This window comes from Bacillus sp. ILBB4 (assembly GCF_035064545.1).
In the GTDB taxonomy this organism is placed as follows: domain Bacteria; phylum Bacillota; class Bacilli; order Bacillales; family Bacillaceae_H; genus Priestia.
Genome location: NZ_JAIQVD010000003.1, coordinates 713,889 through 740,364, shown reverse-complemented (window position 1 = coordinate 740,364; position 26,476 = coordinate 713,889). Strand labels below are relative to the sequence as shown.

The 26,476-nt window shown below is 39.3% G+C and carries 26 protein-coding genes, 1 pseudogene and 1 other annotated feature (1 of these 28 running past the window's edge); of the genes and pseudogenes, 4 read left to right on the top strand and 23 right to left on the bottom strand.

What is annotated here, in order from left to right:
• Positions 1 to 184: 184 nt before the first annotated feature.
• The 6 genes from abc-f to LAV82_RS15995 form a co-directional block, all read right to left on the bottom strand.
• On the bottom strand, positions 185 to 1,813 hold the full coding sequence (abc-f, locus tag LAV82_RS16020) for a ribosomal protection-like ABC-F family protein (RefSeq protein ID WP_211079038.1): 1,629 nt from the start codon (positions 1,811 to 1,813) through the stop codon (positions 185 to 187).
• Between the two features lie 370 nt (positions 1,814 to 2,183).
• The gene (locus LAV82_RS16015; protein WP_499716452.1) at positions 2,184 to 3,506 is read right to left on the bottom strand and encodes an alpha-glucosidase/alpha-galactosidase; all 1,323 of its coding nucleotides are present in this window, start codon (positions 3,504 to 3,506) and stop codon (positions 2,184 to 2,186) included.
• Between the two features lie 26 nt (positions 3,507 to 3,532).
• The gene (locus LAV82_RS16010) at positions 3,533 to 4,363 is read right to left on the bottom strand and encodes a carbohydrate ABC transporter permease (protein WP_014459693.1); all 831 of its coding nucleotides are present in this window, start codon (positions 4,361 to 4,363) and stop codon (positions 3,533 to 3,535) included.
• Positions 4,363 to 5,295 carry a carbohydrate ABC transporter permease gene (locus tag LAV82_RS16005; RefSeq protein ID WP_211079040.1) on the bottom strand — a complete coding sequence of 311 codons (933 nt, stop codon included), beginning with the start codon at positions 5,293 to 5,295 and terminating at the stop codon, positions 4,363 to 4,365. The genes LAV82_RS16010 and LAV82_RS16005 overlap by 1 nt, the downstream gene beginning before the upstream one ends.
• An 89-nt stretch (positions 5,296 to 5,384) precedes the next feature.
• Entirely contained in the window at positions 5,385 to 6,644 is a 1,260-nt protein-coding gene (locus LAV82_RS16000; RefSeq protein WP_499716451.1) for an ABC transporter substrate-binding protein, read from the bottom strand.
• A 311-nt stretch (positions 6,645 to 6,955) separates the two neighbouring features.
• Complete coding sequence (locus LAV82_RS15995; RefSeq protein WP_013057454.1) at positions 6,956 to 7,990, bottom strand: LacI family DNA-binding transcriptional regulator; 1,035 nt, start codon at positions 7,988 to 7,990, stop codon at positions 6,956 to 6,958.
• A gap of 332 nt (positions 7,991 to 8,322) precedes the next feature.
• Here LAV82_RS15995 and LAV82_RS15990 point away from each other — a divergent pair, with 332 nt between their 5' ends.
• Positions 8,323 to 9,075, top strand: coding sequence for a uracil-DNA glycosylase family protein (locus LAV82_RS15990; RefSeq protein WP_499716450.1), 753 nt, complete (start codon positions 8,323 to 8,325; stop codon positions 9,073 to 9,075).
• A gap of 3 nt (positions 9,076 to 9,078) precedes the next feature.
• Here LAV82_RS15990 and LAV82_RS15985 read toward each other — a convergent pair whose 3' ends face one another.
• The 6 genes from LAV82_RS15985 to LAV82_RS15960 all read right to left on the bottom strand — a co-directional run bounded on the left by LAV82_RS15985 (position 9,079) and on the right by LAV82_RS15960 (position 14,725).
• Positions 9,079 to 9,300, bottom strand: a complete 222-nt coding sequence (locus LAV82_RS15985; protein WP_499716448.1) for a DUF3951 domain-containing protein — start codon at positions 9,298 to 9,300, stop codon at positions 9,079 to 9,081.
• A 118-nt stretch (positions 9,301 to 9,418) separates the two neighbouring features.
• Positions 9,419 to 9,853 carry a GNAT family N-acetyltransferase gene (locus LAV82_RS15980; RefSeq protein WP_499716447.1) on the bottom strand — a complete coding sequence of 145 codons (435 nt, stop codon included), beginning with the start codon at positions 9,851 to 9,853 and terminating at the stop codon, positions 9,419 to 9,421.
• A 197-nt stretch (positions 9,854 to 10,050) separates the two neighbouring features.
• Positions 10,051 to 11,187 carry a glycerate kinase gene (locus tag LAV82_RS15975; RefSeq protein ID WP_499716446.1) on the bottom strand — a complete coding sequence of 379 codons (1,137 nt, stop codon included), beginning with the start codon at positions 11,185 to 11,187 and terminating at the stop codon, positions 10,051 to 10,053.
• A gap of 22 nt (positions 11,188 to 11,209) precedes the next feature.
• Entirely contained in the window at positions 11,210 to 12,115 is a 906-nt protein-coding gene (locus LAV82_RS15970; protein WP_499716444.1) for a GntP family permease, read from the bottom strand.
• 127 nt (positions 12,116 to 12,242) lie between these two features.
• Entirely contained in the window at positions 12,243 to 13,340 is a 1,098-nt protein-coding gene (locus tag LAV82_RS15965) for a sugar diacid recognition domain-containing protein (RefSeq protein ID WP_499716443.1), read from the bottom strand.
• Positions 13,337 to 14,725, bottom strand: a complete 1,389-nt coding sequence (locus tag LAV82_RS15960) for a sigma-54 interaction domain-containing protein (RefSeq protein ID WP_211079047.1) — start codon at positions 14,723 to 14,725, stop codon at positions 13,337 to 13,339. The genes LAV82_RS15965 and LAV82_RS15960 overlap by 4 nt, the downstream gene beginning before the upstream one ends.
• Before the next feature lie 321 nt (positions 14,726 to 15,046).
• Between LAV82_RS15960 and ahlS the strand changes: the two genes are divergently transcribed.
• Both ahlS and LAV82_RS15950 read left to right on the top strand, forming a co-directional pair.
• Positions 15,047 to 15,895, top strand: coding sequence for an AhlS family quorum-quenching N-acyl homoserine lactonase (gene ahlS / locus LAV82_RS15955; RefSeq protein WP_211079048.1), 849 nt, complete (start codon positions 15,047 to 15,049; stop codon positions 15,893 to 15,895).
• Between the two features lie 51 nt (positions 15,896 to 15,946).
• On the top strand, positions 15,947 to 17,131 hold the full coding sequence (locus LAV82_RS15950; RefSeq protein WP_499716442.1) for an iron-containing alcohol dehydrogenase: 1,185 nt from the start codon (positions 15,947 to 15,949) through the stop codon (positions 17,129 to 17,131).
• Positions 17,132 to 17,163: 32 nt separating this feature from the next.
• Here the strand turns inward: LAV82_RS15950 and LAV82_RS15945 are convergent, their stop codons facing one another.
• From LAV82_RS15945 to LAV82_RS15915, 7 genes and pseudogenes are all read right to left on the bottom strand, one after another.
• The gene (locus LAV82_RS15945) at positions 17,164 to 17,511 is read right to left on the bottom strand and encodes a DUF805 domain-containing protein (RefSeq protein WP_211079050.1); all 348 of its coding nucleotides are present in this window, start codon (positions 17,509 to 17,511) and stop codon (positions 17,164 to 17,166) included.
• A gap of 160 nt (positions 17,512 to 17,671) precedes the next feature.
• Positions 17,672 to 18,678 (bottom strand): annotated as a pseudogene (locus tag LAV82_RS15940) (DUF3231 family protein).
• 256 nt (positions 18,679 to 18,934) lie between these two features.
• Positions 18,935 to 19,213, bottom strand: coding sequence for a hypothetical protein (locus LAV82_RS15935; RefSeq protein WP_013057464.1), 279 nt, complete (start codon positions 19,211 to 19,213; stop codon positions 18,935 to 18,937).
• Between the two features lie 114 nt (positions 19,214 to 19,327).
• On the bottom strand, positions 19,328 to 20,239 hold the full coding sequence (locus LAV82_RS15930; RefSeq protein ID WP_211079051.1) for an NAD(P)/FAD-dependent oxidoreductase: 912 nt from the start codon (positions 20,237 to 20,239) through the stop codon (positions 19,328 to 19,330).
• A 182-nt stretch (positions 20,240 to 20,421) separates the two neighbouring features.
• On the bottom strand, positions 20,422 to 20,598 hold the full coding sequence (locus LAV82_RS15925) for a hypothetical protein (protein WP_499716441.1): 177 nt from the start codon (positions 20,596 to 20,598) through the stop codon (positions 20,422 to 20,424).
• Between the two features lie 195 nt (positions 20,599 to 20,793).
• The gene (locus tag LAV82_RS15920; RefSeq protein WP_499716440.1) at positions 20,794 to 21,231 is read right to left on the bottom strand and encodes an SRA domain-containing endonuclease; all 438 of its coding nucleotides are present in this window, start codon (positions 21,229 to 21,231) and stop codon (positions 20,794 to 20,796) included.
• Positions 21,232 to 21,382: 151 nt separating this feature from the next.
• Entirely contained in the window at positions 21,383 to 22,195 is an 813-nt protein-coding gene (locus LAV82_RS15915) for an amino acid ABC transporter substrate-binding protein (protein WP_211079052.1), read from the bottom strand.
• A 320-nt stretch (positions 22,196 to 22,515) separates the two neighbouring features.
• On the opposite strand from LAV82_RS15915, the gene LAV82_RS15910 reads away from it, so the two are divergent.
• Positions 22,516 to 23,580, top strand: a complete 1,065-nt coding sequence (locus LAV82_RS15910; RefSeq protein WP_499716439.1) for an LLM class flavin-dependent oxidoreductase — start codon at positions 22,516 to 22,518, stop codon at positions 23,578 to 23,580.
• A 44-nt stretch (positions 23,581 to 23,624) separates the two neighbouring features.
• Here LAV82_RS15910 and LAV82_RS15905 read toward each other — a convergent pair whose 3' ends face one another.
• The 4 genes from LAV82_RS15905 to LAV82_RS15890 form a co-directional block, all read right to left on the bottom strand.
• A complete protein-coding gene (locus tag LAV82_RS15905) occupies positions 23,625 to 23,762 on the bottom strand; it encodes a hypothetical protein (RefSeq protein WP_013057469.1) in 138 nt (45 codons plus the stop codon).
• Positions 23,763 to 23,912: 150 nt separating this feature from the next.
• Positions 23,913 to 24,260 (bottom strand): DUF805 domain-containing protein, encoded by a 348-nt coding sequence (locus LAV82_RS15900; protein ID WP_211079053.1) that lies wholly within the window; start codon positions 24,258 to 24,260, stop codon positions 23,913 to 23,915.
• Positions 24,261 to 24,532: 272 nt separating this feature from the next.
• Complete coding sequence (locus LAV82_RS15895) at positions 24,533 to 24,949, bottom strand: DUF4275 family protein (RefSeq protein ID WP_213018284.1); 417 nt, start codon at positions 24,947 to 24,949, stop codon at positions 24,533 to 24,535.
• A gap of 84 nt (positions 24,950 to 25,033) precedes the next feature.
• Positions 25,034 to 26,263 (bottom strand): MFS transporter, encoded by a 1,230-nt coding sequence (locus LAV82_RS15890; RefSeq protein WP_499716437.1) that lies wholly within the window; start codon positions 26,261 to 26,263, stop codon positions 25,034 to 25,036.
• Positions 26,264 to 26,330: 67 nt separating this feature from the next.
• Positions 26,331 to 26,476 (bottom strand) — a binding site (T-box leader); it runs 99 nt beyond the window's last position.

The window sequence follows — 26,476 nt, the reverse complement described above, 5'->3', positions numbered from 1 at the left end:
TTTTTGTTTTAATTGATAAATACGCCGATGATCATTGTTAGAATAAGGATCACAAAGAAAATAATGATTCCATAGCCAATCCATTTTATTCTTTTGGGCGTTCCTTTTACTATCCGTTATTTTTCCTTCAATACGCTTTTGATGTTCAGTAACGTCATCGTATTCATTATTAGGCGAAGTGATATTATCCTTTCTTTCTATTTAATCGTTTTCTTTTTTCTAACAGCTCTTCATATCTTTTTTCAAGCCGCTGCTTTTCTTTTCCTTCTGGCGTGATAGAAAGCTCGCTAATTACTTTTGTTAATTCTAGTTGAAGCGCAAGTTTCTCGGCTTCATTTTGCTGCTGTGACGCTTTTTTGCTTTTACCCGTATCTTCAATCGCCGCGAGCTCTGCTTTAGACTGTTTTAACGTCAAAACATGCGTCGCAAGCTTTTTAACAAAGTAACGGTCGTGCGTCACAAATAAAATCGTCCCTGGATAAGCTTTTAACACTTCTTGAAGTGCTTCTTTTGTATGAAGATCAAGATAGTTGGTCGGTTCATCTAAAAGAAGAACGTTGTAGTTTCCTAAAAAGACTTTTGCTAATGCCGTTTTCACTCGTTCTCCTCCGCTTAGCATCTCTACTTTTTTATACACGTCTTCACGTTTAAAAAGTAAGCGCGATAGTACCGTCCGAATAAACTGCTCGGTGTACGGGCTGTCTTCTTTAATGTTTTCTAAAATGTTTTTAGCGGGATCTAGATTTTCAAGACGCTGATGGAAAAAGCCAAGTTTTACAGGCTTCGCAACCGTGATGCCTTCTGTTTGCTGCTCAATCATATTCAGCAGCGTAGATTTTCCGGCGCCGTTTTGACCGACAATCGCTACTTTCGCGCCTGGCTTCACACCGCCTTTTAGGTTTTGAAACAAGATATGGTCACCCGCTGATGCCGAGACTTTGTCAAAGCTTAGTACCTGCTTGCTGTGTACTTGGTGAAATTGAGATAAATCAAAATGAATTTCTTCCATTTCTTTTGGCTTTTCTTTTTTCTCTAGCTTTTCAATTCTTGTTTCAATCGCTTTTGCGCTTCTATCTAGCTTGGCTTTTTGTTTTCCGACCGCTCGTTTATGAAGTCTCGCTTCAGAGTTCCCCATACGGCTCGGCGCTTTTTTAAGCGACTTTGATTTTTGGCTTTTTTCTTCAGACGCCAGTTCAAGCCTCTGCTTTTCTTTTACATACTGCTCATACTCAAACTGCTGTCTTTCAACTGCATGTTTTTTTTGCGTCACATACTCTTGATAATTGCCTTCATAGCAGTGAACTTTGCCGTCTTCTACTTCCCAAATAGACGTACAGAGGCGGTTTAATAATTCTCGATCATGTGAAATCAGCAGCAAACTGCCTGTAAAAGCCTTCATTTCTTCTTCAAATTTCTCTACGCCTTTTATATCTAAGTGGCTCGTTGGCTCATCGGCTGCAAGTAGTTCCGCGCCCGATGAAAGAGCAGCAGCAATTTTCTTTCTGGTTTCTTCTCCTCCGCTAAGAAAGTTCGCTTCATTTGGCACGTTCCACTGACTTTTCATCTCGGGAGATACAGCTCCTGTAGGTTGAACGTCAAGCTGCGGAATCAGTGAGGAACGGCCATACGTTTGCACAATTCCTTGATCCGGACTCATTTTTTTCATTAAAATATGAAGCAAAGTCGATTTGCCTTCTCCATTTTTTCCAACAATTCCAATTCGCTCTCCGCGATGTACTTGAAGCTTCTCTGCTTGAAACAGCAAGCGGTCTCCATAGCTTTTTTCAATATTTATAGCTTCTAACAATAACATAAAAAAACCTCCCTAGGATTTCTAGAGAGGATTAGAGGTCATAATTAGGCATACGCAAATATGCACCCTTTTATAGAGTAAAAAAAGGGAGAAATCAATTCATATAAGACATATAGAAATGGCACCTAAAAATGTACAGACTAATCCTATCTAGACAAATGTTCATTTAAAATAAAGTTTTAAAAGAATGTCTAAAAAAATAGGATTACTTATCCATTGTCTACGGTACCTTTCCTTTCTTAGTATGAAATGACTTGCTTCTTACAGTGTATGATGAAGTGTTTTAAATGTCAATATCCATTTGGATGATATTCCCTCCTTTTCCTAAGCACAAAAAATCCTCAGCCGATCACAGCCGAGGATTCTTTTATTACACGTATTGGTTCACTTTACCTGTAAAATCAGGCAGCCACTCACCGTGAGCTTCAATTAAATCATCGCACATACGAATGATGTCATTCATGGATAATTCCGCATTTGTATGAGGATCTAGCATCGCAGCTTGATAGATGTGCTCTCTTTTTCTAGTGACAGCTGCTTCAATTGTTAATAATTGAGTATTAATATTCGTGCGATTTAACGCCGCAAGCTGCTCAGGTAAGTCTCCTACATAAGTCGGCATAATACCGCTGCGGTCTATGACACAAGGAACTTCTACACACGCTTTTGTCGGCAGGTTACTAATTAAGCCTCCGGTATTTAATACGTTACCGGCAAATTTAAACGGCACGTTTGTCTCTATCGCTTCAATGATTCTAGAGCCGTACTCATGTGAACGCGTATGAGTTAGCTGACTGTTGTTGACCATTTCTTCTCTCATTGATTCCCAATTGCTTATTTGCTCTTCGCATCGACGCGGATATTCATCAAGAGGAATGTTAAACTGATCAACAAGATTTGGATATTTATGTTTAATAAAGTATGGATGATACTCTGCGTTATGCTCAGACGATTCGGTAATATAGTAACCGAACTTATCCATTAGCTCAAAACGCACCATATCGTGATGCTTTGTCTTTTGCTTTTCTTTTGCTAGACGCTTGATTTCTGGGTATAAGTCTTGTCCATCTCTTTTTACTTCTAGCAGCCATGCCATATGGTTAATGCCTGCAATTTTCTCTTGTATTCCTTCATGATCCATTCCGAGAGAATCAAATAAATCTTTTGTACATACTTGAACACTGTGACAAAGGCCTACCGTCTTTACATTGGTATAGCGCAGCATTGCACCCGTTAGTGTTGCCATTGGATTGGTGTAATTTAAAAACAGCGCATCTGGACATACTTCTTCAATGTCTTTTGCAAAATCAAACAGCACTGGAATCGTGCGCAGTGATCTGAAGATTCCTCCAATTCCTACTGTATCTCCAATCGTCTGACGCAAGCCGTATTTTTTAGGAATTTCAAAATCAATGACGGTGCTTGGCTTGTATCCGCCTACTTGAATCGCGTTAATCACATACTTTGCTCCTGTTAAAGCTTCTCTTCGGTTTAAATAGGCTTTAACCGTAATATTCACTTTATAGTTTTCTTTTAAATTGTTTAGCATATTTTCCGAATCTCTTAAACGCTCAGCATCTATATCGTATAGCGCAAATTCAAAGCCAGCTAAAGCAGGCACAAACATGCAGTCTCCTAAAATATTTTTTGCAAAAACTGTACTTCCCGCTCCGATAAATGTGATTTTAGACATCGTCATCTTCCTTCCTCGTATTGGTTTTATCCTTTTACAGATCCTGATGAAAGCCCTGCAATAAAGTATTTTTGTAGCACTAAAAACAAAATAGTCATTGGAAGCATCGCAATAATTGCAGCTGCTCCTACTAAGCTAAGATTATTTTGATTTTCGGCAAAAAAGCTTGCTAACGTAACGGTTAATGTATGCATTTCCTTATCTTGAAGGAAGAATATTGCAAACTGATAGTCGTTCCAAATATAGACGCTGGCAATAATTAGAATGGATGCAGTAACAGGCTTTAGCAGTGGAAATACGATTTTAAAGAAAATCGTTAACGTACCGGCACCGTCAATTCTTGCTGCTTCCTCGAGCTCTTTAGAAATAGTGGAGCGAATGAAGCCCGCATACAAAAAGATCGTTAGCGGCAAAAATGCTGCGACATTATTTAAAATGGCAATTTGGTACGTGTTCATCATTCCCATATTCACAACCATTTTGTACAGCGGAACTAGCGCTGTTAAAGGCGGTATTACCATCACGGCAATAAAGATAAAATAGACGTACTTATTTAATTTCGTTTGTCGGCGCGCTAAAGGATACGCAGCCATTGATCCTAAAAAAATAAGCAGAATCGCCGAAACGAATGTAATGATAAATGTATTAACAAAAGAGTTTCCTAAGTTCGCTTGCTCCCAAGCCGCTGTGAAATTTTCAAGGTGTATGCTTTTTGGAAATACCCATTTGGAACTAAAATCCCCGGTTGCTTTTAAAGAAGTCGTAACAAGAATATAAAAAGGGACAATATGAACGAGCGTTATACAAAGAGCTAGAAAGGTAAAAAATCGTTTTTTCCGTTTATTTGTATAGTCCATCACGCTTCTGTCTCCTTTCGTTTAAAGTACACAAGTGCTGATAAGCTAATGACTAAAATAATGAGCGCCATGCACACACCTTGAGTTGCTGCATAGCCGGCGTCTTGTCTTCTGAAATATAAGTCATACATAAAAGTAGACATCGACTGTGATGCATCTCCAGGTCCTCCTCCTGTCAGCGCAACAATTACGTCAAACAGTTTTAACCCCCCGATAATATTTAAAACGACGTTAATTGTAATAGAAGGCATAAGCAATGGAAGGGTGATATTTTTAAACTGCTGAAGAGCAGATGCTCCGTCAAGCTGTGCTGCCTCGTAGTAATCTTTTGAAATACTTTGCAGCCCCGCTAAATAAATAATCATCGCAATTCCAACGAATTGATACGTATTGACGAACACGATAATCCAAGAGTTAAGCTCCGGAGTTCCCAAAGCATTAATCTTCTCAAAGCCTAAAAATACAAGAAGGTCATTGAAAGCGCCTCCTTGGTAGGCAAAAAAGAAGTACCAGATATATCCCATAATAATTGGGCTGATAATAACCGGAAGATAGACAATTGTTCTTGTTACAGCTTTCATTTTAATGCTTTGATTCAGAAGCAAAGCATATAACAAGCCAATCATATTTTGAAAAATAGTACTGCCTATTCCGTAGAGCAGCGTGTTTTTTATCACAAGCCAAGTCGTTGGATCTGCAAGCAAACGTTTATACTGCTGAAGTCCAATCCAATCGTACGTTTGTGAAAATCCATTCCAATTAGTAAAGGAAAGTCTAATTCCGTTAATAAAAGGATAGATAATAAAAACGGTGATAATTACTAAGCCGGGAAGGTACATCCACCATAAAGAGGATTCTGTTTTTAATTTTTTCTTTCGTTTTTCCGTATCTCTTACTACGGAAACCGGCTCTTTCCTGACTAATTCATTCATCGTGTTCACTCCTATTTCAGCTTGTGTTGAAAAGAAGCAGAAGCCTATCTCCCTGCTTCTCGGCGAACAAGGAAATTTTGCACACTATTTTATTGTTTACTGAGACGCTTGTACTCTTTTTCCATCTCTTTTGATAATTGCTTTGGTGTTAAACTTCCGGCTAGCAATTCTTGACCTGAAGAAGACATCACTGCCCACATGCCGCTCGGTAAATACTTTCGGTCGAAGTATGGCTCAACTTTGATATCGCTATACTTATCGTAGTATGCAGAGTAGTAGTTTTGTGTTTTATTGTTTGTCAGAGCCGATGCTGAAGACGTTCCTTCGGCAATCTTTTTAGCAACTTCCGGCTGTGACACAAATTCAATAAATTTCTTCGCTTCTTTAAGGTGCTTAGAATCTTTCCAAGCAGCAAGGGTAAAGCGCTCTCCGCCAATCCAGCTTTGCGTACCGCCTTTATGAATAGCAGGCACCGGTACCGTTCCTACTTTTACTTCAGGATTTAATTCTGTTGCATCAGGTCCAAGAGATCCTCCAACAAATGTAAAAGCAATTTTATTTTGAGCCATTAATTCCGTTGCTTGAGATACTTTTGCGGTTAATACATCTTCATTCAACAGCCCTTTTTTCTTCATTTCTGCCATTGTTTCCGCTAGCGGCGTGTAGTTTGACCAATTAAATGTTCCTTTTTCTAACTGCTTAGCATAGTTCTTATTTTTTGCTGTAATAAGCTGAGGTGTAGCCAGCTGATCAAACACTTGAGCAATATTGCCGTTTTCTCCTCCTGGAATCCATAAAGGCGCTACTTCTCCTTTACTTTTCTTCTTTACTGTTTCTAACGCTGTTATAAATTCATCCATTGTGTTAGGAGGCTTTATTCCGTACTTTTCTAATAACGTCGCATTATAGCTAATTCCGTCTTTTGCTTGATTTAAAGGATACGCATACACTTTGCCGCTTTTATCTTTCAAAATTTGATTCAGTGCCGGATCTAAATGCTGAACCCAATCCATATCTTTTAAATCTGCTACATACTCCCCGTAGCGAAGCTGAGACCAGCCGTGCGTATCAAATAAATCGGGCATATCATTTGCACCCATTTTCACACGAAGCATATCTTCATAGCCGTTACCAGGAAAATTCGCATCAATTTTAATATCTGGATTTTGTTTTTCAAATTCTGCAATCGCGTTTTGAAGCGCTTTTCTCTCGCCTTTATTACTCATCGTAGAAAAAAGCGTTAACGTTGTTTTCCCATTTTCGCCTGTTGCCGCTTCTTTATTTCCGCAGCCTGCTGCCACAACAGAAAAGACTAGTAATAGAACGAAAAGATACGTAAGCTTTTTCATTTATCTTCTTTCCTCCTTATACTCTATCAAGACACAAATAACTGAATATTCAGTCATTTATACGTAGACAAATTCATTGCACAACGAAATAAAGTCACTTATAATTTAATCCTATACTTTTACAAAGGTTCAAAGAGTCCTAGAGATGAAAAAGCTTTTTCATTTACATACTTATCTGCCAATAAGTATGTAGTTTCTAGGGCTTTTTAACCTGCTTTTTCTATGTTTTTTTCTATTCTTCTTCCCCCTTATCACTCTTTATGTATGAATTCTTCTTTTCTATCACCCCCTTTCAAGTTATAACTTTTAGGCTACTGTTTTTTGAGTAAGGCTCCGCAGCTTTCACGATAAATTAATTTAGTCGGCACCATGACTTTTAAAGGAACGGATCTGCCGCTTAACCGATCTACTAGCATTTTAACAGCCTGCCTTCCCATTTCTTCAGTATATACTTTAACCGTGGTGAGCGGCGTGCTCGCAAATGCTGCGATATCCACATCATCAAAGCTTACAATCGCTACGTCTTCAGGAACCTTTATATTTGATTGCTGTAGGGCACGCATTGCTCCTATCGCCATTGCATCACTTGCGATAAAAAATGCCTCAGGAAGATTTCCTTGCTTAATCGCTTGTCCCATTAGCTCATACCCTTCAGTCATTGAGTACTCTCCTATATAAACTTTCTCAGAATCGAGCAGGCCTTTTTCATGCATAACGCGTTCAAAAACCGTTTGACGCTGATCTTCAATAATAGAGCTTCCATTTATATAATGTTCTCTTTCTGTCCCTCCGATATAGCCAATTTTTTTATAACCGAGGCCAAATAAATGATTTAATGCGTGTTTAGTAGCTTTCTCAAAATCAATCATGACCGAATCGTACAAATCCTCATCCGCTTTGTGATTAATAAAAACAATAGTATCTAAATGATCGCTCACTTCTTGAACCGTTTCTGGACTAACTCTTCCCACTACAATCACTCCATCAAGATCCTGCAGCAGCTCTTCTTGCTTCATGCCTTTTAGCCTAAATGACTTTACTGTAAAAATTTCTTTTTCTGAGCATTCACTTTCTATTCCATGGCGAATAGAGGAGAAAAAAGGGTCTACTAGCTCTTCTTCAAGGGACTGAGCAAAAATAATACCTATTCTTGGAGCTTCGAGGTCTTTTCCGTTTGCCGTTCCTTTTCGTATCTTCACAGGCGTATATTGCAGCTCCTTGGCTGCATGCAGAATACGTTCACGGGTAACCTCAGATACAGAAAGCGTATGATCATTATTTAGTACTCTTGATACAGTTGAACTGGAAACATTAGCGTACGCCGCTATATCTTTTAAAGTTGCCATCTTTTTACCTCTCTATTATAATCTTCTATTTTTACTAAATATTTATCTCTTATATTGGAAGAATAGCACACTAATAAAACGCTTTCAATAAAAATTTTTAAAATTTCAGTAAATTTATTAAAAAATTCTCCAAAATTCTCATTTATTTTGTTAGTTCCGCCTTTAAAATGACAAAATCACTGCTATTACTACTTTGTTTTTATCACACCGCACTAAAACTTGAGTAAACTTTTAGTAAATATTAATTTTCATAAGAATTTGTTCATATTTGATATAAAACGGTTTGTTGGGGAAAATAAAAGAAGAAATACTGATAAGGAAAGAGAGAGCCTATGATTAGCCAACATTCTTATTTCCAACAATGTCTGCCTGCCATTCAACAATTGCATAACATAAATTTTACGAAAGAACAGCTGTTGCAAAAAGACTTTTTAATCGGGCAAGAACATGAATTAAGCATGTACTACTCGCCTCATAACGACTACATAAATCCAGACGCTCATATTGTTATTGCCGGCATCACACCCGGCTGGTTTCAAATGAAAACAGCTTTTCAGCAATGCATTTCCAGCCTGGCTCATTACCAGGTTGAACAAGTGCTGTACGAAACAAAAAAAACCGCTAGCTTTAGCGGGACGATGAGAGTCAATTTAATAGACATGTTAGATCAATGCGGAATTGCAAAAGCCATGGGTATTAACAGTGCCGCTGAGCTATTTGCTTCACAGAGAGATTTACTGCATACAACGTCTGTACTGAAATATCCCGTCTTTTATAAAGGAAAAAACTATACGGGTCATCAGCCGCCAATTGAACGCTCAGCGCTTCTTTCACACTATGCTTTTAAGGTATTCCCGCATGAATTGAACGAAATAAAGAATCCATGCTTAATTGTTCCACTAGGAAAAGCTGTTGAGAATGTTTTAAGAAAGCTTTCGCGTGAATCTTCGTTTTCTCAGCATACGTATTTATTTGGCTTTCCACATCCATCCGGAGCAAACGGACATCGAAAACGGATATTTGAAGAACACCTAGGTGAATTTACGGAAATTGTGGAGGATTGGGCTGCAAAGAGAAAGAGCTAAAAACTAATTTTGGCTCTTTCTTTTTATAACATCTCCTTCTCTTTCTTTTATTTCCCGTTCAGTTTGTTCTTCATGAAACTCCTCTTCTGTTTGTGCAGCAAGATAATCAAACGGCGTGTAGTAATTACGAGGAAGCTTTCGGTGCCAAACCGTTTTAACGATAATGATCATCAGCGGAATACTAACCATTAGAATAGCCACTAAAATTAGTAACGAAAAGGCCATGGGTTATTTCCTCCTACTCTAATACGCTGCTTACGTTTAGTTATTGCACTTTTCTTCTAAAACGACAAAGCAAATCCCCTACATTCTTTCCCTTATATTCAATCTATATTTACCGTCATCAATATACGGGATTTATGGATGATAAAACCCTTCTTTTCAAAAAACGTGCTGGTTTGCCTTGACCTCTTTCAGTAGACACATATGCTTCTTTTACCTTCCTTTGTACAAGCAATTCTTTCAGAAAAGTTAAAAGGCTTGTTCCTACTCCAGTCTGCTGAATGCTGGTTAACACACAAATTTCATTTAAATAAAACGTCTTATAGTTCGCCCATTGTTCTTCATTTCCTACTATAAATCCTATGAGTTTATTATTTTCACTATGGAAGTAACCTACCCCTATGTACCCTGGAGTTTTACTAATATCATATAAACGGGCATAAACAGTGTTCCTACTCCAAGGCTCATTCCACGGTGAACCACTAAAAACGTTTGTATAGATAATTGCTGCTTCTTCTAATTCTTTATCTCTCAGTAAACGAACTTGATTTTTCATCATGTTTCTCCTTTTCCTATCAACTTTTTTGAAACTCATTTATATATAAATCATTTTAACAATTGGTTAATTATAACATTAAAATTTCAAAAGAATGATAGCAGCCTACTTCAGCCCTAAACGAAAAAAAGGTCCCTTCTGATGGAAGAAACCTTCTAACATTTATTAAAAAGAGAATAAGAAGAACTTTAAGTCCTTTATTTTATGGCTAAACGTATAACTGACGCTACGTTTTTAGCCGTTCGTTCAATATTTTCATCGGCTTTTTCCAGCGCTTCTGACAGAGCCACTGCACCGGGCACGACGCTGAATAAAGCATGAATACCGTGTTCATATACAGCTTCGCTTCCCGCTCCAATGCTTCCCGCTATGGCTATCACGGGAACACTGTGTTTTTTTGCTGTTTTGGCTACGCCGATGGGTGTTTTTCCGTAAATGGTTTGACCATCTATTCTTCCTTCACCCGTAATCACAAGATCAGCATTCTTAACATAGCTTTCTAGCTGAGTTGCTTCAATGACAATGTCTACACCTGGCTTTAGCTCCGCAGATAAAAATGCCAGCAGGCCGCCGCCAAGCCCTCCTGCCGCTCCGGCACCAGGGACGTTCTGAATATGAATATCCATTTCTTTTTCAATAACCGCTGCGTAATGAGCTAGATTACGGTCAAGCTGTCTAACCATATCAGGAGTTGCGCCTTTTTGAGGCCCAAATACGGCGGATGCTCCGGTTTCACCTGTTAACGGATTGTCTACGTCGCACGCCACTTCTACTTTGACTTCAGCAAGCCGAAAATCCAAGTTTGTCAGATCGATAGAGGCTAACTGATCTAAACTGCCTCCTCCTTCTTTGATTTCTGCTTCGTTCGCATCAAGAAGCTTTGCCCCTAAAGCTTTTGCCATACCGGCTCCCCCATCATTTGTAGCACTTCCTCCGATGCCAATGATGATATGCTTCACTTTATGATCTAACGCTTTAAGAATCAGCTCGCCTGTTCCTCGCGTTGTTGTGATAAGGGGATTTCGTTTATCGACAGGGACATGATGAAGACCTGAAGCGGCCGCCATTTCAATAACAGCCGTTTTGCCCCCGCCAAGAATTCCGTAAAAAGCTTCCACCGTTTTTCCTAACGGTCCGGTTACCTTTGTTTGTATAATCTCTCCACCCGTTGCGTCCACAAGCGACTGAACGGTTCCTTCTCCACCGTCTGCCATAGGTACTTTACTAATCTCCGCGTTAGGAAAATGAGCTTTTATTCCTTTTTCAACCGCTTCACAAACGTTAAGAGCCGTTAAGCTTTCTTTAAATGAATCAGGTGCAATCACAATTTTCATGTGCAAACACTCCTTTTTATTTTTAGCCGTATAGCTTTAATACACCAAATATAAGCGTGGATACAATTGCCATAATAAGTCCAATAAGCGATTCGTAAGGGATTAATTTTAAGCGTTCTTTTATTTTCATATTTACACTTCCGCCCGTTGCGTGGAAAAAGCTTCCGTGCGGGAGGTGATCAAGTACGGTCGCTCCGGCATGAACCATAGCAGCTCCGGCTAAAGCAGAAACGCCTAGCTCTAAAATCGTCGATCCAAAAACTTGGCTTGCGACTGCTGTTCCTGCAGTTGTCGAAGCCGTTGCCGCTGACATAAAAATACCTGAAACCGGAGCTAAAACGTAAGCGGGCAATCCAATGGCAGACAAGCCGTGAATAATAACGTCTTTTAGCTGGGAGTTAGCAATGATTCCTGCTAATGTCCCCGTTCCAAGCAGCATAATGGCTACACCTGACATTTTTCCTAACCCTGAAATAGCGTATGTATTAAGCTGTTTTCCTTTTTTCATTACGATGGCACCAACGATCCCTCCTGCAGGAAGCGCAACCATTGGGTCAATATTAAGATCAAAAAGCGGTCGCAGCGCCAGCAGCACGATGGTAACAATTGGTGCTATGATGGCTGTTAAAAACAGCGGCAAGCTGCTTGCATCCACTGTATCTATTTCTTCAGCCTGAACCATTGTTCCTTTTTTCACTAATCGTTTGGCTACTAGATAAGTGACCGCGACGCCAAATACAGCGGGAATGATGCCTTGCGCTCCTTCAATCATTAAATTAACAGTATCAGCAATATTAACTCCGCCAATCAGTCCTCCCATTAAAGCTCCGGCTATCATTCCGTATGCGGGAGCCACTTTCTTTAAGATTAATATAATAGCAATTACCAATGCACAAATCGCGCCTAACGCGCTTACTTGAACGTCCATAAAGCCATCCCCTTTCTTGTTTCTCCTGTCCCTAACGTTAATTGTAAGCGCTATCTTATGTTCTTTCATTAGTCACTTCAACAGAAAAAGACCTCACTATCGCAAGATCTTTTATGCACGTGCACAATTATGAAATTTTAGATAGCAGTAGCGCTACATACAGTTCGAGAAGGTCTTTTACTTTCCTTGGATCTTTTCCTGTGATGCTTTGGATTTTATCTAGACGGTAGCTTAGCGTATTTCGATGTATAAAAAGCTTTTTAGCTGCCGTGCTTCCTTCGCCATTTTCTTCTATGTAGACCGTTAACGTTTCGATAAGTTCTTTCTTCTTATCGTATTCCTTAAGCTTTTCATAGTGATGCAACAGCTCATGATTTTCTTGAAAACCGGCGCTTTGACGTAACAGCACGGGAATTTGATAATCCGAATAGCAGTAGAAAACAGCTTCTGGGTGAAGCTTAGAACCGACGGCAAGCGTATCTTTTGCCTGCTGATAAGATATATGAAGGCCTTTAAAGTCAGCTTGAACAGATCCTGCCGCTAACTTACACACCATACCAGACGCCCGAAGCTGTTTTTCCAGCTGTTCCGCATAGCTGCTAGCGCTGCCTGCTTCTATAGATTTTAATATGACCACTCCGTCTGGAAGCATAGCATATAAGTCATTATTAGTTATATATTTCTTTACACGTTTCATGACTTTATGACGATTTTCAGCTGTAACAATGAGTGCCATTCGTGGAAGGTATAAGTTAATATCAAAGCGATTCGTCCGGTCAAAAAATAAAGAGTCAAGCGGCTCTTCTTTTCGAAGAAGCTGATGAACCACCTCTTCTTTTAATCGTTCGTCCCATTGAATTTCCTCTATTAAAATCATTTCTTGAAAAATCATTTCAGCCGCCATGCGCACAAGCTCTCCGTAATTACGAATCTGTTCTGGCAGTCCTGTTAATCCCACGACTCCAACAATTTCTCCGTTAAAGAAAATAGGTAAATTCACGCCTGGTTTGGCCCCGCGCAGCAAGTCGGCCTGCTGCTGAGTAATTTCGTAGGAACTGCCGCTTTTTAATACCATTAGCGCTCCTTCGTGAATTTGGTCCATTCGCTTTTTGTCACCAGAACCAATAATGACTCCTTTTTCGTTCATTACGTTAATGTTGCAATCAATAATCTCCATTGTTCTATACACAATTTTCTGAGCTAATTCTTTTGTTACGTATCTCAAGCCTGCTCCTCTCTTTCTTTACATTCCCATCTTTTTAGTTTCTTTATCAAAGTAGAATGATCGATACCTAATTCTTTCGCTGCTTGCCGGAGTGATGAACAATGTTGAATAGTTTCTTTAACGAGTCGCTGTTCAAACTGCTCCACTTTCTTTTTTAGAGGTAAATAATCACATTTTTCATCTTCATCATAAGTATGAAAAGGTAAATGATGGGCTTCAATTGTTTCTCCAGGAATAGACACAATCATATTCTCCACCATATTTCGAAGCTCTCTTACATTTCCTGGCCATTGGTAAGCTTCTAGCACTTGCTTCGCTTTATTTGATATGCGCTTTTGGACGTAATACAAGCTGCAAAAGTAGGAAACATAATGATCAACCAGTAAACTGATATCCTCTTTACGTTGAGATAGAGGCGGAAGGCTGATTTCGACTACCTTTAAACGGTAGTATAAATCTTCACGAAACCTCCCCTTTTTAATAAGCTCTCCTAGATGTTGATTTGTTGCCGAAATGATTCGTATATCGATACTTTTTGTTTTAGTTCCTCCAATTTTCTGTACCTGCTTTTCCTGTAACACTCGAAGCAGTTTCACTTGCAAGGAAATCGGCATTTCACCAATTTCATCAAGCATCAAGGTTCCGCCATCAGCGAGTTCTAACAGTCCTATTTTCCCTTCTGTTCGAGCGCCAGTAAAAGCTCCCTTTTCATAGCCGAACAACTCTGATTCTAGCAACGGCTCAGGAATGGCTCCGCAGTTCACTTTAATAAATGGCTGATTGTTTCTATCGCTTGAATCGTGAATAAGGTTAGCGACTACTTCTTTTCCGGATCCTGAGGGACCTGATAGAAGAATACTTGTAGGAAACGGAGCTACTCGTTTGGCTTGCTGATAAACCAAGTTCATCCTATTGCTTTGAAACACTAGGGGCTGTTCCGCCCCATTCACTTTTACAGCGTATTTATTTGCATTCATATGTGAAAACTCTTTTACCTTTAACAGCTCTTTTTTAAGTGCGTTTAACTGTGTAATATCCTGTACAGTGGTCACAACGAGCTCTATTTCACCTTGTTTGTTAAACACTGGATTTCCTGTTACCATAACGTCTCTTTCGCTTGAAATGGTTTGCATAATGGAGCGCTGCTGTTTTTCTACTAACACAAGTAGGGAAACAGATTGATCAATATATCCTTCATCGATAACGGTTTGCATATGCTTTCCTAATACGTCTCGTTTATTTGTTCCTGTGATTTTTTCATAAGCTTCATTTACATATATCGTTATTCCCTTTTTATTTACTACATATATTCCGTCCGTAGAGAATTCAATGATGGCCTGTAACGTTTCGTTCGTCAAACCTTTTTTCCCTTTAAAAGAAGTCATTGTTTCGCATTCCTTTCTTATGGTGAATTCCCGCCAACATATGGTGAAACTTTTCACCACTAACCATTCAACGCACAATAGCCTTTTTCCTTCTAAAAGCGGTGAATTTTTTCAGCACTTGGTTACAAGAACCAAGGAAAACTGCGCTAATATTTACTTTTCAAATACTGGCATAAAAATTGCAGTCTAGTATGTTGAAAGAATAGGAAAGAGTCTATCCATTTTAAAAAGGATTATTCTCTCCAGCATATAGGGTAAATGTAGTATAAAGCCATTTTGAAAGCGCAAACAAAAATTCAACTACGTTTAGGAGGCTATTATATGTGTAATATTATCAAACCTAACCCAAAGCTTTATGTGATGGACAACGGCTCGATGCAAATGGATAAAAACTGGATGCTTGCAATGCATAACCCAGCAACTGTTAAGAACCCTCATGCACCCACGGAATTTGTAGAGTTTCCAATTTATACTGTATTAATTAATCATCCTGAAGGGAAAATTCTGTTTGATACAGCCTGCAACCCTGAATCGATGGGACCACAAGGGCGTTGGACTGAGGCAACTCAACAAATGTTTCCTTACTCCGCTACAGAAGAATGTTATTTACCAAATCGATTAGAACAATTAGGAGTTGACCCTAAAGAAATTAAATTTGTTGTTGCCTCCCACCTTCATCTTGATCATGCCGGCTGCTTAGAATTGTTCACTAATGCCACTGTTATCGTTCATGAAGATGAGTTAAACGGCACTCTTCAGTCTTATGCACGCAATCAAAAAGAAGGTGCTTACATTTGGGCTGATATTGACGCCTGGATAAAAAATGACCTTCGTTGGAAAACGATTAAACGAAACGAAGATACCATCAAACTGGCAGAAGGAATTAATGTCTTGAACTTTGGAAGCGGACATGCTTGGGGTATGCTTGGCCTTCATGTTCATTTGCCTGAAACAGGTGGCATTATCTTAGCATCTGATACAATCTATACAGCTGAGAGCTATGGTCCTCCTGTTAAACCACCCGGTATTATCTACGACTCTCTTGGATATGCAAACACGGTTGAACGTATACGCCGTCTAGCCCACGAAACTAATTCGCAAGTTTGGTTTGGTCACGATGCAAATCAATTTCAGCAGTTCCGCAAATCTACTGAAGGTTATTACGAATGAATTTGAGCAGCTGCTTAAAATAAAAAATTTCATAAATTGGAGGACAAACAAATGACCATCTCAAAACTAGTTTTTACCCCTATTAGCTACACAGGATGGGGATCACTTCAGCAACTGCTTCCGGAAGTAAAAAAATATGACCCTGCTCATATTTTAATTGTCACAGACCCCGTGTTAAAAGACATTGGACTTGTAGATAAAGTTAGTACTCCTCTTATCCAAAATGGATACGAAGTAGATGTATACGCAGATACGGTACCAGAGCCGCCTTTAGCACTCGGTGAAAAACTCGTATCCTACGCAAAAAGCCGAAAATTTGATTTAGTCATTGGCGTTGGCGGCGGCAGCGCATTAGATTTAGCAAAACTTACGGCCGTTTTAGCCGTTCATGACGGAGCTGTAGAAGAATACTTGAACTTAACTGGTACGAAACAAATTTCAAAAAAAGGTCTTCCAAAAATTTTAATTCCCACTACTTCCGGCACGGGTTCAGAAGTAACAAATATTTCTGTGCTGTCTCTTGAAAGCACCAAGGATGTTGTGACCCACGACTATTTGCTTGCGGACGTTGCGATTGTAGATCCCGAGCTTACGCTTAGCGTGCCTCCTAAAGTAACGGCGGCTACAGGGGTTGATGCATTAACTCATGCTGTTGAAGCTTATATATCAGTAAATGCAAATCCAGCAACCGATGCCTTAGCACTAAAGGCTATACGCATGATTAGCTCTTCTTTAAGAACAGCTGTAGAAAATGGCAAAGATAAAGAAGCGCGAACTCAGATGAGCTACGGAAGCTATTTAGCAGGGCTTGCGTTTTTTAATGCAGGTGTTGCAGGTGTTCATGCACTTGCTTACCCATTAGGTGGACAGTTTCATATTTCTCACGGTGAATCAAACGCCGTATTGCTTCCATATGTGATGGGTTACATACGCAGCAGCTGCGTGGCGAAGATGCGTGATATTTTTGAAGCACTAGGGGGAAACGTGAGCTCTTTATCAGAAGAAGAAGCTTCTTATCAGTGTGTAAAGCAGCTGCAGTCACTTGTTGAAGACGTCGGCATCCCTCAAACCCTTCGCGGCTTTAATATTCCAGAAAGTGCCCTTCAAAAGCTGACAGCAGATGGCGTCCAGCAAAAACGAATTCTTGCTCGCAGCCCTTTGCCTCTTCATGAGAAAGACATAAGAGCTATTTACCAATCGGCTTATGATGGCGCTATAGTAGAACCTGTCCACTAAAAAACTCCCCCTTACCTAAGGGGGAGTTCTAATTATGCTGCTTTGGCCGTTGTACCGAAACGATTTTCTTTTGGATCGCTAGGCTGACAGAATAAAATAATCAGCCAAATACCGCCAATCAGTGGAACCAATGTAATAAGCTGCCACCATCCGCTTTTTCCCGTATCGTGGAGCCTTCTTGCTCCTACCGCTAACGAAGGGACTGCAACCAATAACGAGTAGATTACCGGCAGAAAAAGAGGCTTATCAATCACGAACTGAATGAACGAAAGAATAAATGAAATAACAAAGTTAACTAACACAAACATCCAGTATTCAGTTCGGCTTGCTCTGCCAGAAAACGTCCCGTAATTTTTCAACACTTTTATGTACCACTTCATATGCAACATCCTCCTTTTTTGGCATAAAATTGTAAATTTATAGTTTATATATCCTTTTTATTCAAAAAACAAACCGTTAAACGAACAAATAACGACATTTTTTATGCAAAAGAAAAAACTTCTTTCACAAAAAGAAGTTTTCGTAATGTATTATGCTTTTCTATTTAATCAAATCATTTCGGTCTTCCATACTTGGCGGTTCCTCAAGCCATCCGTTTTTGGCCATGATTTTCCCCCCGTCTTGCCCGTATGTTAAAATGTCTTTGGCCGTACTGACAATAGTAAGAGGAAGATCTCCACGTAAACTAAACGCAGTGCCTAAAGCGTTGCTTCCTAGCCCGAAACTGCAGAATAAACTCACACAATACATCATTAGTTTATCTGAAAAAGGTGCTACTTTTGACTCGGTCGCTTTCGCTCCCCACGTCGCAGGCGTCTGAATATCGCTCTCCAAAAGAATTTTACTATAATCACTTACAACTTTTTTAGCCAGCTCTTTTCCTTTTACAAAGTACTTCTTCACTTCAGGCTCACTTGCTACTTGAGCAAACCCTGTGATCATTTGCATGCCAAGAACGTTGGTTTCAATAGCGTAGTAAATATGTGCTACCTCTACAGTATTTAATGCACGTTTACTGGAAAATAAATGGATTCCATTCATGTAATCTGTACCTTCAGCGAACTTCACTGTTTTAGGTACTGAAACAGCTGGAGGCCTTGGAAGCACGTTTTTTTCCTGAAGATAATCTACACTACACATTTGTCATAGCCACTTTGCGTGAAAGCGGTAAGCTCTTTATATAGAGAGATCATGTCTTTTCTGTAGGACATGGTTAAATGAAGCGTATGTAGCCCCATGCTAATTTCTTTTAAAAGGCGAAGAAACATAATATCAAACATCTTATCATAAAGCTTAGGAACACCGACATTTACGTCTTTTTCTGTGTATCCTAACGGTATGGCTTCCCCTTCATTTTTTAGAATCGTATTGATATCTTCAATATAATTCACCACTTGCATATGGGTATTTTGCATAATTTCTTTTGCTTGGTCATCTTCTGCGTGCGCAATAAAATATTCTAACATTCTTCGGATCATTGTCTTTTGCTGATAGGTCATCCAAAGAGTAGCAATTTCACTTGAACTTAACGGTATTTCTTGACTCATATACTAAACCTCCTGCTAGGGCTACATACGTATAGCTTTATTTATTCAAGAGTGGGTATTTGTACAAATGAAGATTGTATTCTACTTTAATGTTCATTTACGTAGTCAGATACAAAACTCTGTCTCTTCCTCAATTAATTCTGCTTCATTTACTATGCACAAACTGGAAGAATTCTATGTATTTGCCTTCGCTTTTAAATGGAGGAAACAAAAAAAGCCCCTTTCCATTAAAGGCGCTTTTTCAAAGAGAATGGTTTTATTCCGTCGTATCAGAAATTCTTTTGTAGCTTCCGCACTTTTTTAGATATTGAATAATATCTTGATCTTTTACACGCTGAATAGCTGATCCGAACAGTTCTGCTGCTACCTGCATACGTTCATGTTTATGTTCAATGGTCATAATATATCGAAGCGCATCCACAACCGGTGCATTGTGACGTGTACGACGAGTTATGTACTCGTGAATGGCTTCATTTAACCCTTCCGATTCCGCTTGTTGAAACTCAGGTTTTCTTACCACTTGACTATATACCACTTTTTCGCCACTCCTTCTCCTCATTTTTAATCATTTTTTTCTTTCTTTCATTTCCATTTCCCTAACAAAAAGGAAACAAAACATGCAATCTTAACTTTTTTTATAAAAAAACAATTATTTTTCATGAAGCTCTAACAAGCGTTTGTGTATCCAAATAGCGGCTTGTAAACCTTCTCCCATCGCTACCGTAACTTGTTCAGAATGAGCCACAATGTCTCCTGCTGCCCACACGTTTGAAACATTTGTTTCTTTTGTACGCGGATTTACGATAATGTGCTGATTTTCTAGAAGTTCTACTCCGAGCTCATGGGCTAATTCTGTTCGAACTTTATTTCCTCCAAACGCTAAAAAACCTCTTTCTCCATAGATAAATTCATTGTTTTCGAGGATGACTCCTTTTAACATTTCTGCTTCAGCTATGACTTTTTTTATTGACGCTTCTTTATAGGTAATTCCTTTTTGCATCAAGGTATCTGCTAAAGGTCCAATCTCTTTTTTGTCATGATTAATGTACGTAATGTCATTTGTCCAATATGTTAACGTAAGAGATAAACTGGCTCCTGCTTTTCCCGACCCTAGTACTAATACCCTTCTATTATTTACTTCATATCCGTCACAGTCGGGACATACATATACTGTTTTTCCCATACAGGGATATAGCTCTTGCTGAAGTTCAGGCGGAACCCGGTCTACTACTCCCGTCGCAAACAGTAAAGTAGCTGCTTCGTAGTTAGCAGAGTTTGTAATGACGCTAAACCCCTCTATTTCCTTTTGACATTGAATAACACGTTCTTCTGCAAATTGAATACCGCAGCTTTTTGCTTGCTGCCTTCCCGCTTCTCTTAGAGTTTGCCCGCTTATTCCCTCAGGCCATCCCAATATATTTTGATAATTTTTGCAAAGATTGGAACGTCCATCGTTTGAATCAATAACCAATACACTGCGCTTATATCTTCCAAGCTGAATAGCGGCTTGAAGTCCTGCAATTCCTCCACCTATAATAACGCAGTCATACTTGTCTGCCACACCACATCACCCCAGCTTTTACTATTTTTTAAACGAAAGCTTCAGTTTTTCATTATCTGTTTTTCTATTATTTTTATACGCTTTATTGTCTTTATTTTTTGAGATCATTCTACATACAAAAAAACCGCCTCGGCAGCTGCCCTGCCTAGAGACGGTTTTTTATAAAATGAAAAAAGACGATATTACTCATTTTTCTTTCCTGCTTCTTTTTCATTAATTTTAGTAATCAGCTCTTCTTTATATACTTCACTATCTTTCCCGTAGCGTAGACGACTATAACAGTTGGGACATAGTGCCGCAGCGTCCTTTGGCTTAGCGAGCCCGCTCTCTGAAAGCTTTGAAAGATAATACATTTGCAAAAAGGAGCTTCCATCTTTTGCGATAAACGGCGCGCTTTCTCCGCAGGCTTCACAAATACCTGCTGCGCGTTTGTGAACACATTGTTTAAGAGCTGCCGTTTGTTCGTAAACACTTGTCTTTTTTTCTTCCCCTAATGCTATATGACGAAGCTGTTCAGTTGAATAAGGTGAAACGTCCAGCTTTGCTGCTTTTTCCTAAATTACAGGATTTCGTTCAAGTTCAAAAATAATGGCTTCACGAAGCTCTCCGTCTGAGTCCCACATGATTTCTAATTGATGATTAATATACGTCACTTCATCCACAAACTCGACCACTCCAGGCTCCACGTAGTGAAACAAGTAAACGGCTTTTCCCGATTGGAAATGTTCGCGAAGCGCTTTATTGCCTTTAATGAGCTGCATCGATCCTCTTTGACCTTCTCCCGTATAGAAAAAAGAGGTTTTATCTCTGTTCCACCCATGTCCTGTTCCGTATTCACTTCCGCTTTCTTTTGTGAAAATAAAAATATATGGATGCGCTTTTGGCGTTGATATTTCGCTTTGTTCTTGCCCTTTATAAAGCTTATGAATTTGTTTTCTGCGATAACGATGTCCTTTTTGAAAGAAATCTCCGCGCTGTAAATCCGTAATCAATGAATTGCCTCCTACTGCGGTCCTGCTTTTATAGTACTTATAGCTCTACTATACACTAATTTTTGTTTTCTTTGCAGATCGTTTCTTCTATCTATTGGATTTATATCATACAAAAAAAGCAGCTGTATGGGCAGCTGCTTTTTTGCTATAGTCAATATTGCACCGTATAGTCTTCTCCTAGCCATTTTGTGCTGAGTTTTTTTAACGTACCGTCTTTTTTCAGCTTTTTAATCGCCTGATCGACTTCCGACTTTAACTTTTCGTCTTTTTTGTTAAACATAAAATATACTTTTGAATTAATCACGATATCTCCAACCGTTTTTTGCTGAAATTTCAGCGCTTGATTGCTAAAGTCGATGGAAAATGGTGTCGCAAGCGTAGCATCTGCTCGGCCCGTTTTTAATTGAGTTGTGGCATCATCCGCACCTTGACCGGCGTAAACTACATCGATTTTATTGCCGTGTTTTTGATTGTATTTGTCTAGATAAACGGCCGCATTGCTTGTAGCTCCTACAATCATTTTTTTACCTTCTAAATCTTTTAAGGAATGAATATCATTTCGATTTTTAGGAACCGTTACATAAAGCGGAGAATAATTATATGTTTCATCATTAAATAAAAACTTTTTCTTTCGCTCAGCGTTTTGAGCCATATTATGAGCAATCATATCAATTTTATTACTTTCTAAGCTGAGAAGCAGATTTGAAAATTCCATCGTTTTAAATTCAAATTTATAATCCTTTAACTCTTTGTCGATTGCTCTTACTACTTCTACGTCATAGCCGGTCAGTTTGCCTTTATCATCAATAAAGCAAATATTAGGAAACTGAGTGCCTGTTCCAACAACAATCGTTTGAACATCTTTTTCTTTCTTTTTTCCTGCACTTGAAGATACGTTTGTTCCGCAGCCTGCCACGCTAACAGCTACTACAATTGAAAGTAAAAACAGCCAATATTTTTTCATGCGTTCCTCCCCTAAATCCCTATATTATGTAATAAAAAGAGGCTCTTGATGAAGCATCCGCTTCATCAAGAGCCTCTGGTTAACCAGTGGGCTTACTTCGTGTAAGATTATTCACATCATAATACTAGTTAACCGATAAATCAAGTAGGTTTTCAGAAAAAGATTATCTTGACAGCTTGGTGTCTACCGCTTAAGATACAACTAATAAAACAATGAAACTACATATCTACCAGTCAACTGGAGGCAAATGGACACGATAATGAGTGTACGTTTGCTTTTTTTATTGTCATCCACCAATTTATCTTTTGGAGGTAAAACGTATGAAATTTGCTTTATTTAGTCTTATTCAAAACATCCCGAACCCGGTTACTGGAGAAACATTAACTGCTCAAGAAAAATTTCAGCATGTGTTAAATCAAGCAGTGCTGGCAGAAAAATTAGGTTTTGATGCTTACGGAGTCGGCGAAAGACACGGAGCTCCTTTTTTGTCTTCTTCTCCTCCCGTTGTTTTAAGTGCAATCGCTGCTAAAACGTCACACATTCGTCTTCTTACTACTGTTACGGTTCTAAGCATTTTAGATCCTGTACGAGTAGCTGAAGATTATGCAACGCTTGATCACCTGTCGGGTGGACGCCTTGAACTGATTATTGGAAAAGGCAACGACCCGCGTCATTATCCGCTTTTTGGCATTACAGAAGAAGAACAATGGGAGTCTCTTGCTGAAAGATACGCTCTTTTGAAACAGCTTTGGACAGAAGAAAATGTCACGTGGAGCGGCCGTTATCGACCGCCTTTAACTAACGTTACGACTCAGCCTCGCCCGTTTCAGCCTTCTATTCCCGTTTGGCATGGAAGCGCGTCAAGCCCGCTGTCTACAGAACTTGCGGCTAAATACGGAGAGCCGCTATTTTCATCTAATTCCTTCCATCCTCAGGCTAAATATAAAGCGCTGATTGACCATTACCGGGAACGTTTGGCTTATTATGGCCATGACCCACGCAAGGCCATCGTCGGTTCGGGGGCGAGCAGCCTATATATTTCTAATACAGGGGAAGAAGCGATTCGCCGCTATCGCCCGTACTATAACGCCTTTAGCAATACGGAAGCAGCCAAACATAATCAATCGCCGTTCACGTCACTCGAAGATATCGTTCAACACGGTCCTGCTTTAGTAGGAAGCCCGGAGCAAATCATTGAAAAAACAATAGACTATTACCATGCTTATGGAAACGAAGTGCTGAGCATCAGCGTAGACGGTCTAAGCGAAGCAGAACAGCGCGAACAGCTAGAGCGCTTTGCAAGTGATATTGCACCTGTTCTTCGAAAAGAAATTCCCAGCAGCGTGTGGGAAAATGAAAAAAGAGGCCGGGACATAACGAAATGAATCTAACCTAAAGACGAACAAATCAGATACATGAGCTGAACCGCTTATGACACCGCCGTTGATTTCCGTGCAAGGCTTCGCTTTCCGCGGGCGGGCGCTGAACCTCCTCGTCGCTTGCGCTCCTGCGGGGTCTCATCTGTCCCGCTTTTCCCGCAGGAGTCTTCGCCTTGCCCTCCAATCAACTGCTAGAAGAACCTACATACATAAAATTTACGTTCACCATCACACTATGAAAAAATCCGAACTAAACTACTTTTGTCCCAACCTCTTTTTAATTAGAAACAATTCGCACGTTTAGTTTACTAACTTTTTAAACTAATAAACTACTCTGGTTAAGATGCCTGCGTGTCTGTGTCGTAAATATTGGCTGTTACTTCGCTTCTTTGACAAAATAAGATAAGCAGCCAAATGCCTCCGATAACTGGAACAAAGTTAATTAAATACCACCAGCTGCTTCTTCCTATGTCATGCAGTCGGCGTGCCATCACAGCAAGAGATGGAATGAAGACTGCAACAAGATAAACTATACGCATAAACGGAGGCATATCTGTTATAAGTTCAATAGCTGAAAGCACACACCACATAATAAAATTAAATAAGACAAACATCCAATACTCTTTACGCGTTGCTCTTCCTTGAAACGTTCTATAATTTTTTAGTACATGTAGGTACCATTTCATACAAAAACCTCCTTTTCCAAAACGAATTTTGTAAGACAAGCTTACTAGCAGTAATTGCCTTAGCATACAAAAAATTAATTTCACATCCTATTTTTTGAAAAAATCCCAAATGGTAATATAGATATAGAAGATAAATGGATAATATTTAGTAATAAATACCCAAAACTTTTAGATCAAAAACCATTTTATTACTATAATTACTTTTAATTAATAAAATGTTCTTTTATAGAAAAAACCTGCCATATTAATAAACACGGCAGGCTCTATCTTTATTATGTTCGGTAAAAGTAAGGTCCACATGAGCTTTCATGGGTAATCACGTAAGTCCATGTGAAATCTTCATCAACCACATATAAATCTTCTAAATACATGTTTGTATTTTTACTTAAATCAGCGCTTGTTAGATGCTTACATTTAGATAGCTGCAGCACCCGTTCATCATGCTCAAACAACAAATAACAGTCGTTCTTTATTTGCTGTTCGAACGCTTGAATCGCTTGTTCTCCTTGTAAGCAAGGGAGCTTTTCATAGCTAAATGCATGCCACAGAAACTGGTCCATATAAATTTTCTTTTTTTGCGATGCGCTTAAAGCACTTGCAAATTCATTTTCCCACCGCTTTCGGAAGAACTCACCTTGATTCGGTAATTTTTTAACAAACATTCCTTTTTTCTTTAACGCATCTTTCATTTTCACTGTGCTTTCTCATCCTTTATTCTGTATTCATTTCTTTTTATCGGCTTCTTAACTTATTTGTCCACTAGTACCCGTGCGTTAGATTCCTTGCTTTTTGATCAAATTCACTTTATAAAACGTAGGCTTTAACGTGCACAAAAACAATATAATCGTACTTAAAAACATAATCAGGCTTCCACCAACTACAGCTCCTTGAATTGAAAAGATGTGCGCAGCCATGCCGCATAAAAAAGTCATGATAATGATCAGCAGTGACTCAAGCAGTCCATAGATACTTCCTACTCTGCCCATCATGTCAATGGGAATGCTGTTTTGATAAAAGGTTTGAAAACCAGCACTTGCAAAAGCTAACGCAAAAGATAAGCTAAAAAATCCTGTTCCAGTGGTTTGAAGAGAAGACGAACACGCATACAGCAAATAGCCAAGCGATACTCCTACACTGCCGGCACCTATTAGAAAGTTCGTGGACAGCTTCTTAGCAAACAGTGTATTAATAACTGCGCCAATCATAATGCCAGCGCCTGCTACGCTTAATAAAAATCCGTATTCGCTTTCGGACAAATGAATGACTTTTGTTGCAAATGAAACTTCAAGTGAATCAATTGCCGTGGCCATGACCATTAAGAAACTGAATAATACATAAATGGTCATAATATATCTGTTAGCTCTACTGAAACGAAACACCGCTTTCCAATCTTCTCCAATTGTGTTTACAGAGAGTTTATTTTCTTTAGCTTCTGTTTTTATATCTAAGTTCGGCATTAATAAAGTAACCATTCCTGACACCACGAGCGCTGCAGCATTGGCATACATAGCAAACGCAGGCGTTCCAATCATAAATAACGCACCGGCTGCGGCCGGACCAAGAAGAAAGCCTCCTGAGTCAATCAAACTGCGCAGTGAATTAAATCTTTTTCGTTTTTCACTTGGAATAAGCTTTGTGATATAGACCATCGACGTCGGACGAAACATCGAACTTGCCATACTGATGATAAATACCAGCACATAAATGATAAGGATGGATGAGAAAAACGGAAGGCAAACAATAATTCCGGCGCGCATCCAATCTAAAAACATCATAAGCTTCCGTTTATTCATGCGGTCAATTAAGCTTCCAGACCATATATTTGTACAGAGCGCAGCAAGCGGCTTTATCATGTATAGCCCTGAAACCGCAAGCGGCGAATTCGTCATATCAAGCATCATGACATTTAAAGCAATTAAATAAATCCAGTCGCCGATATTGCTAGTGCCAATTCCGAACAGTAATAAAAACGGGTATTTCCAAGACAACAGCTTATTTTTCATAAAACAAAGGCCTCCGCTCCATTATTGATTACAGTCAATAAAAAAATCCCACCCCCAAGACATGTGTCTTAGGGGCGAGATTATTAATCGCGGTGCCACCCTAGTTTGTTCATATGTCGCCATATAAACCTTATCGAGTACGGCTTTCGCTTATACTCTAGCTTTGTAACGGAAGCAGCCGTCGCACTATCACGTTAGATCCAATGCGCTGCT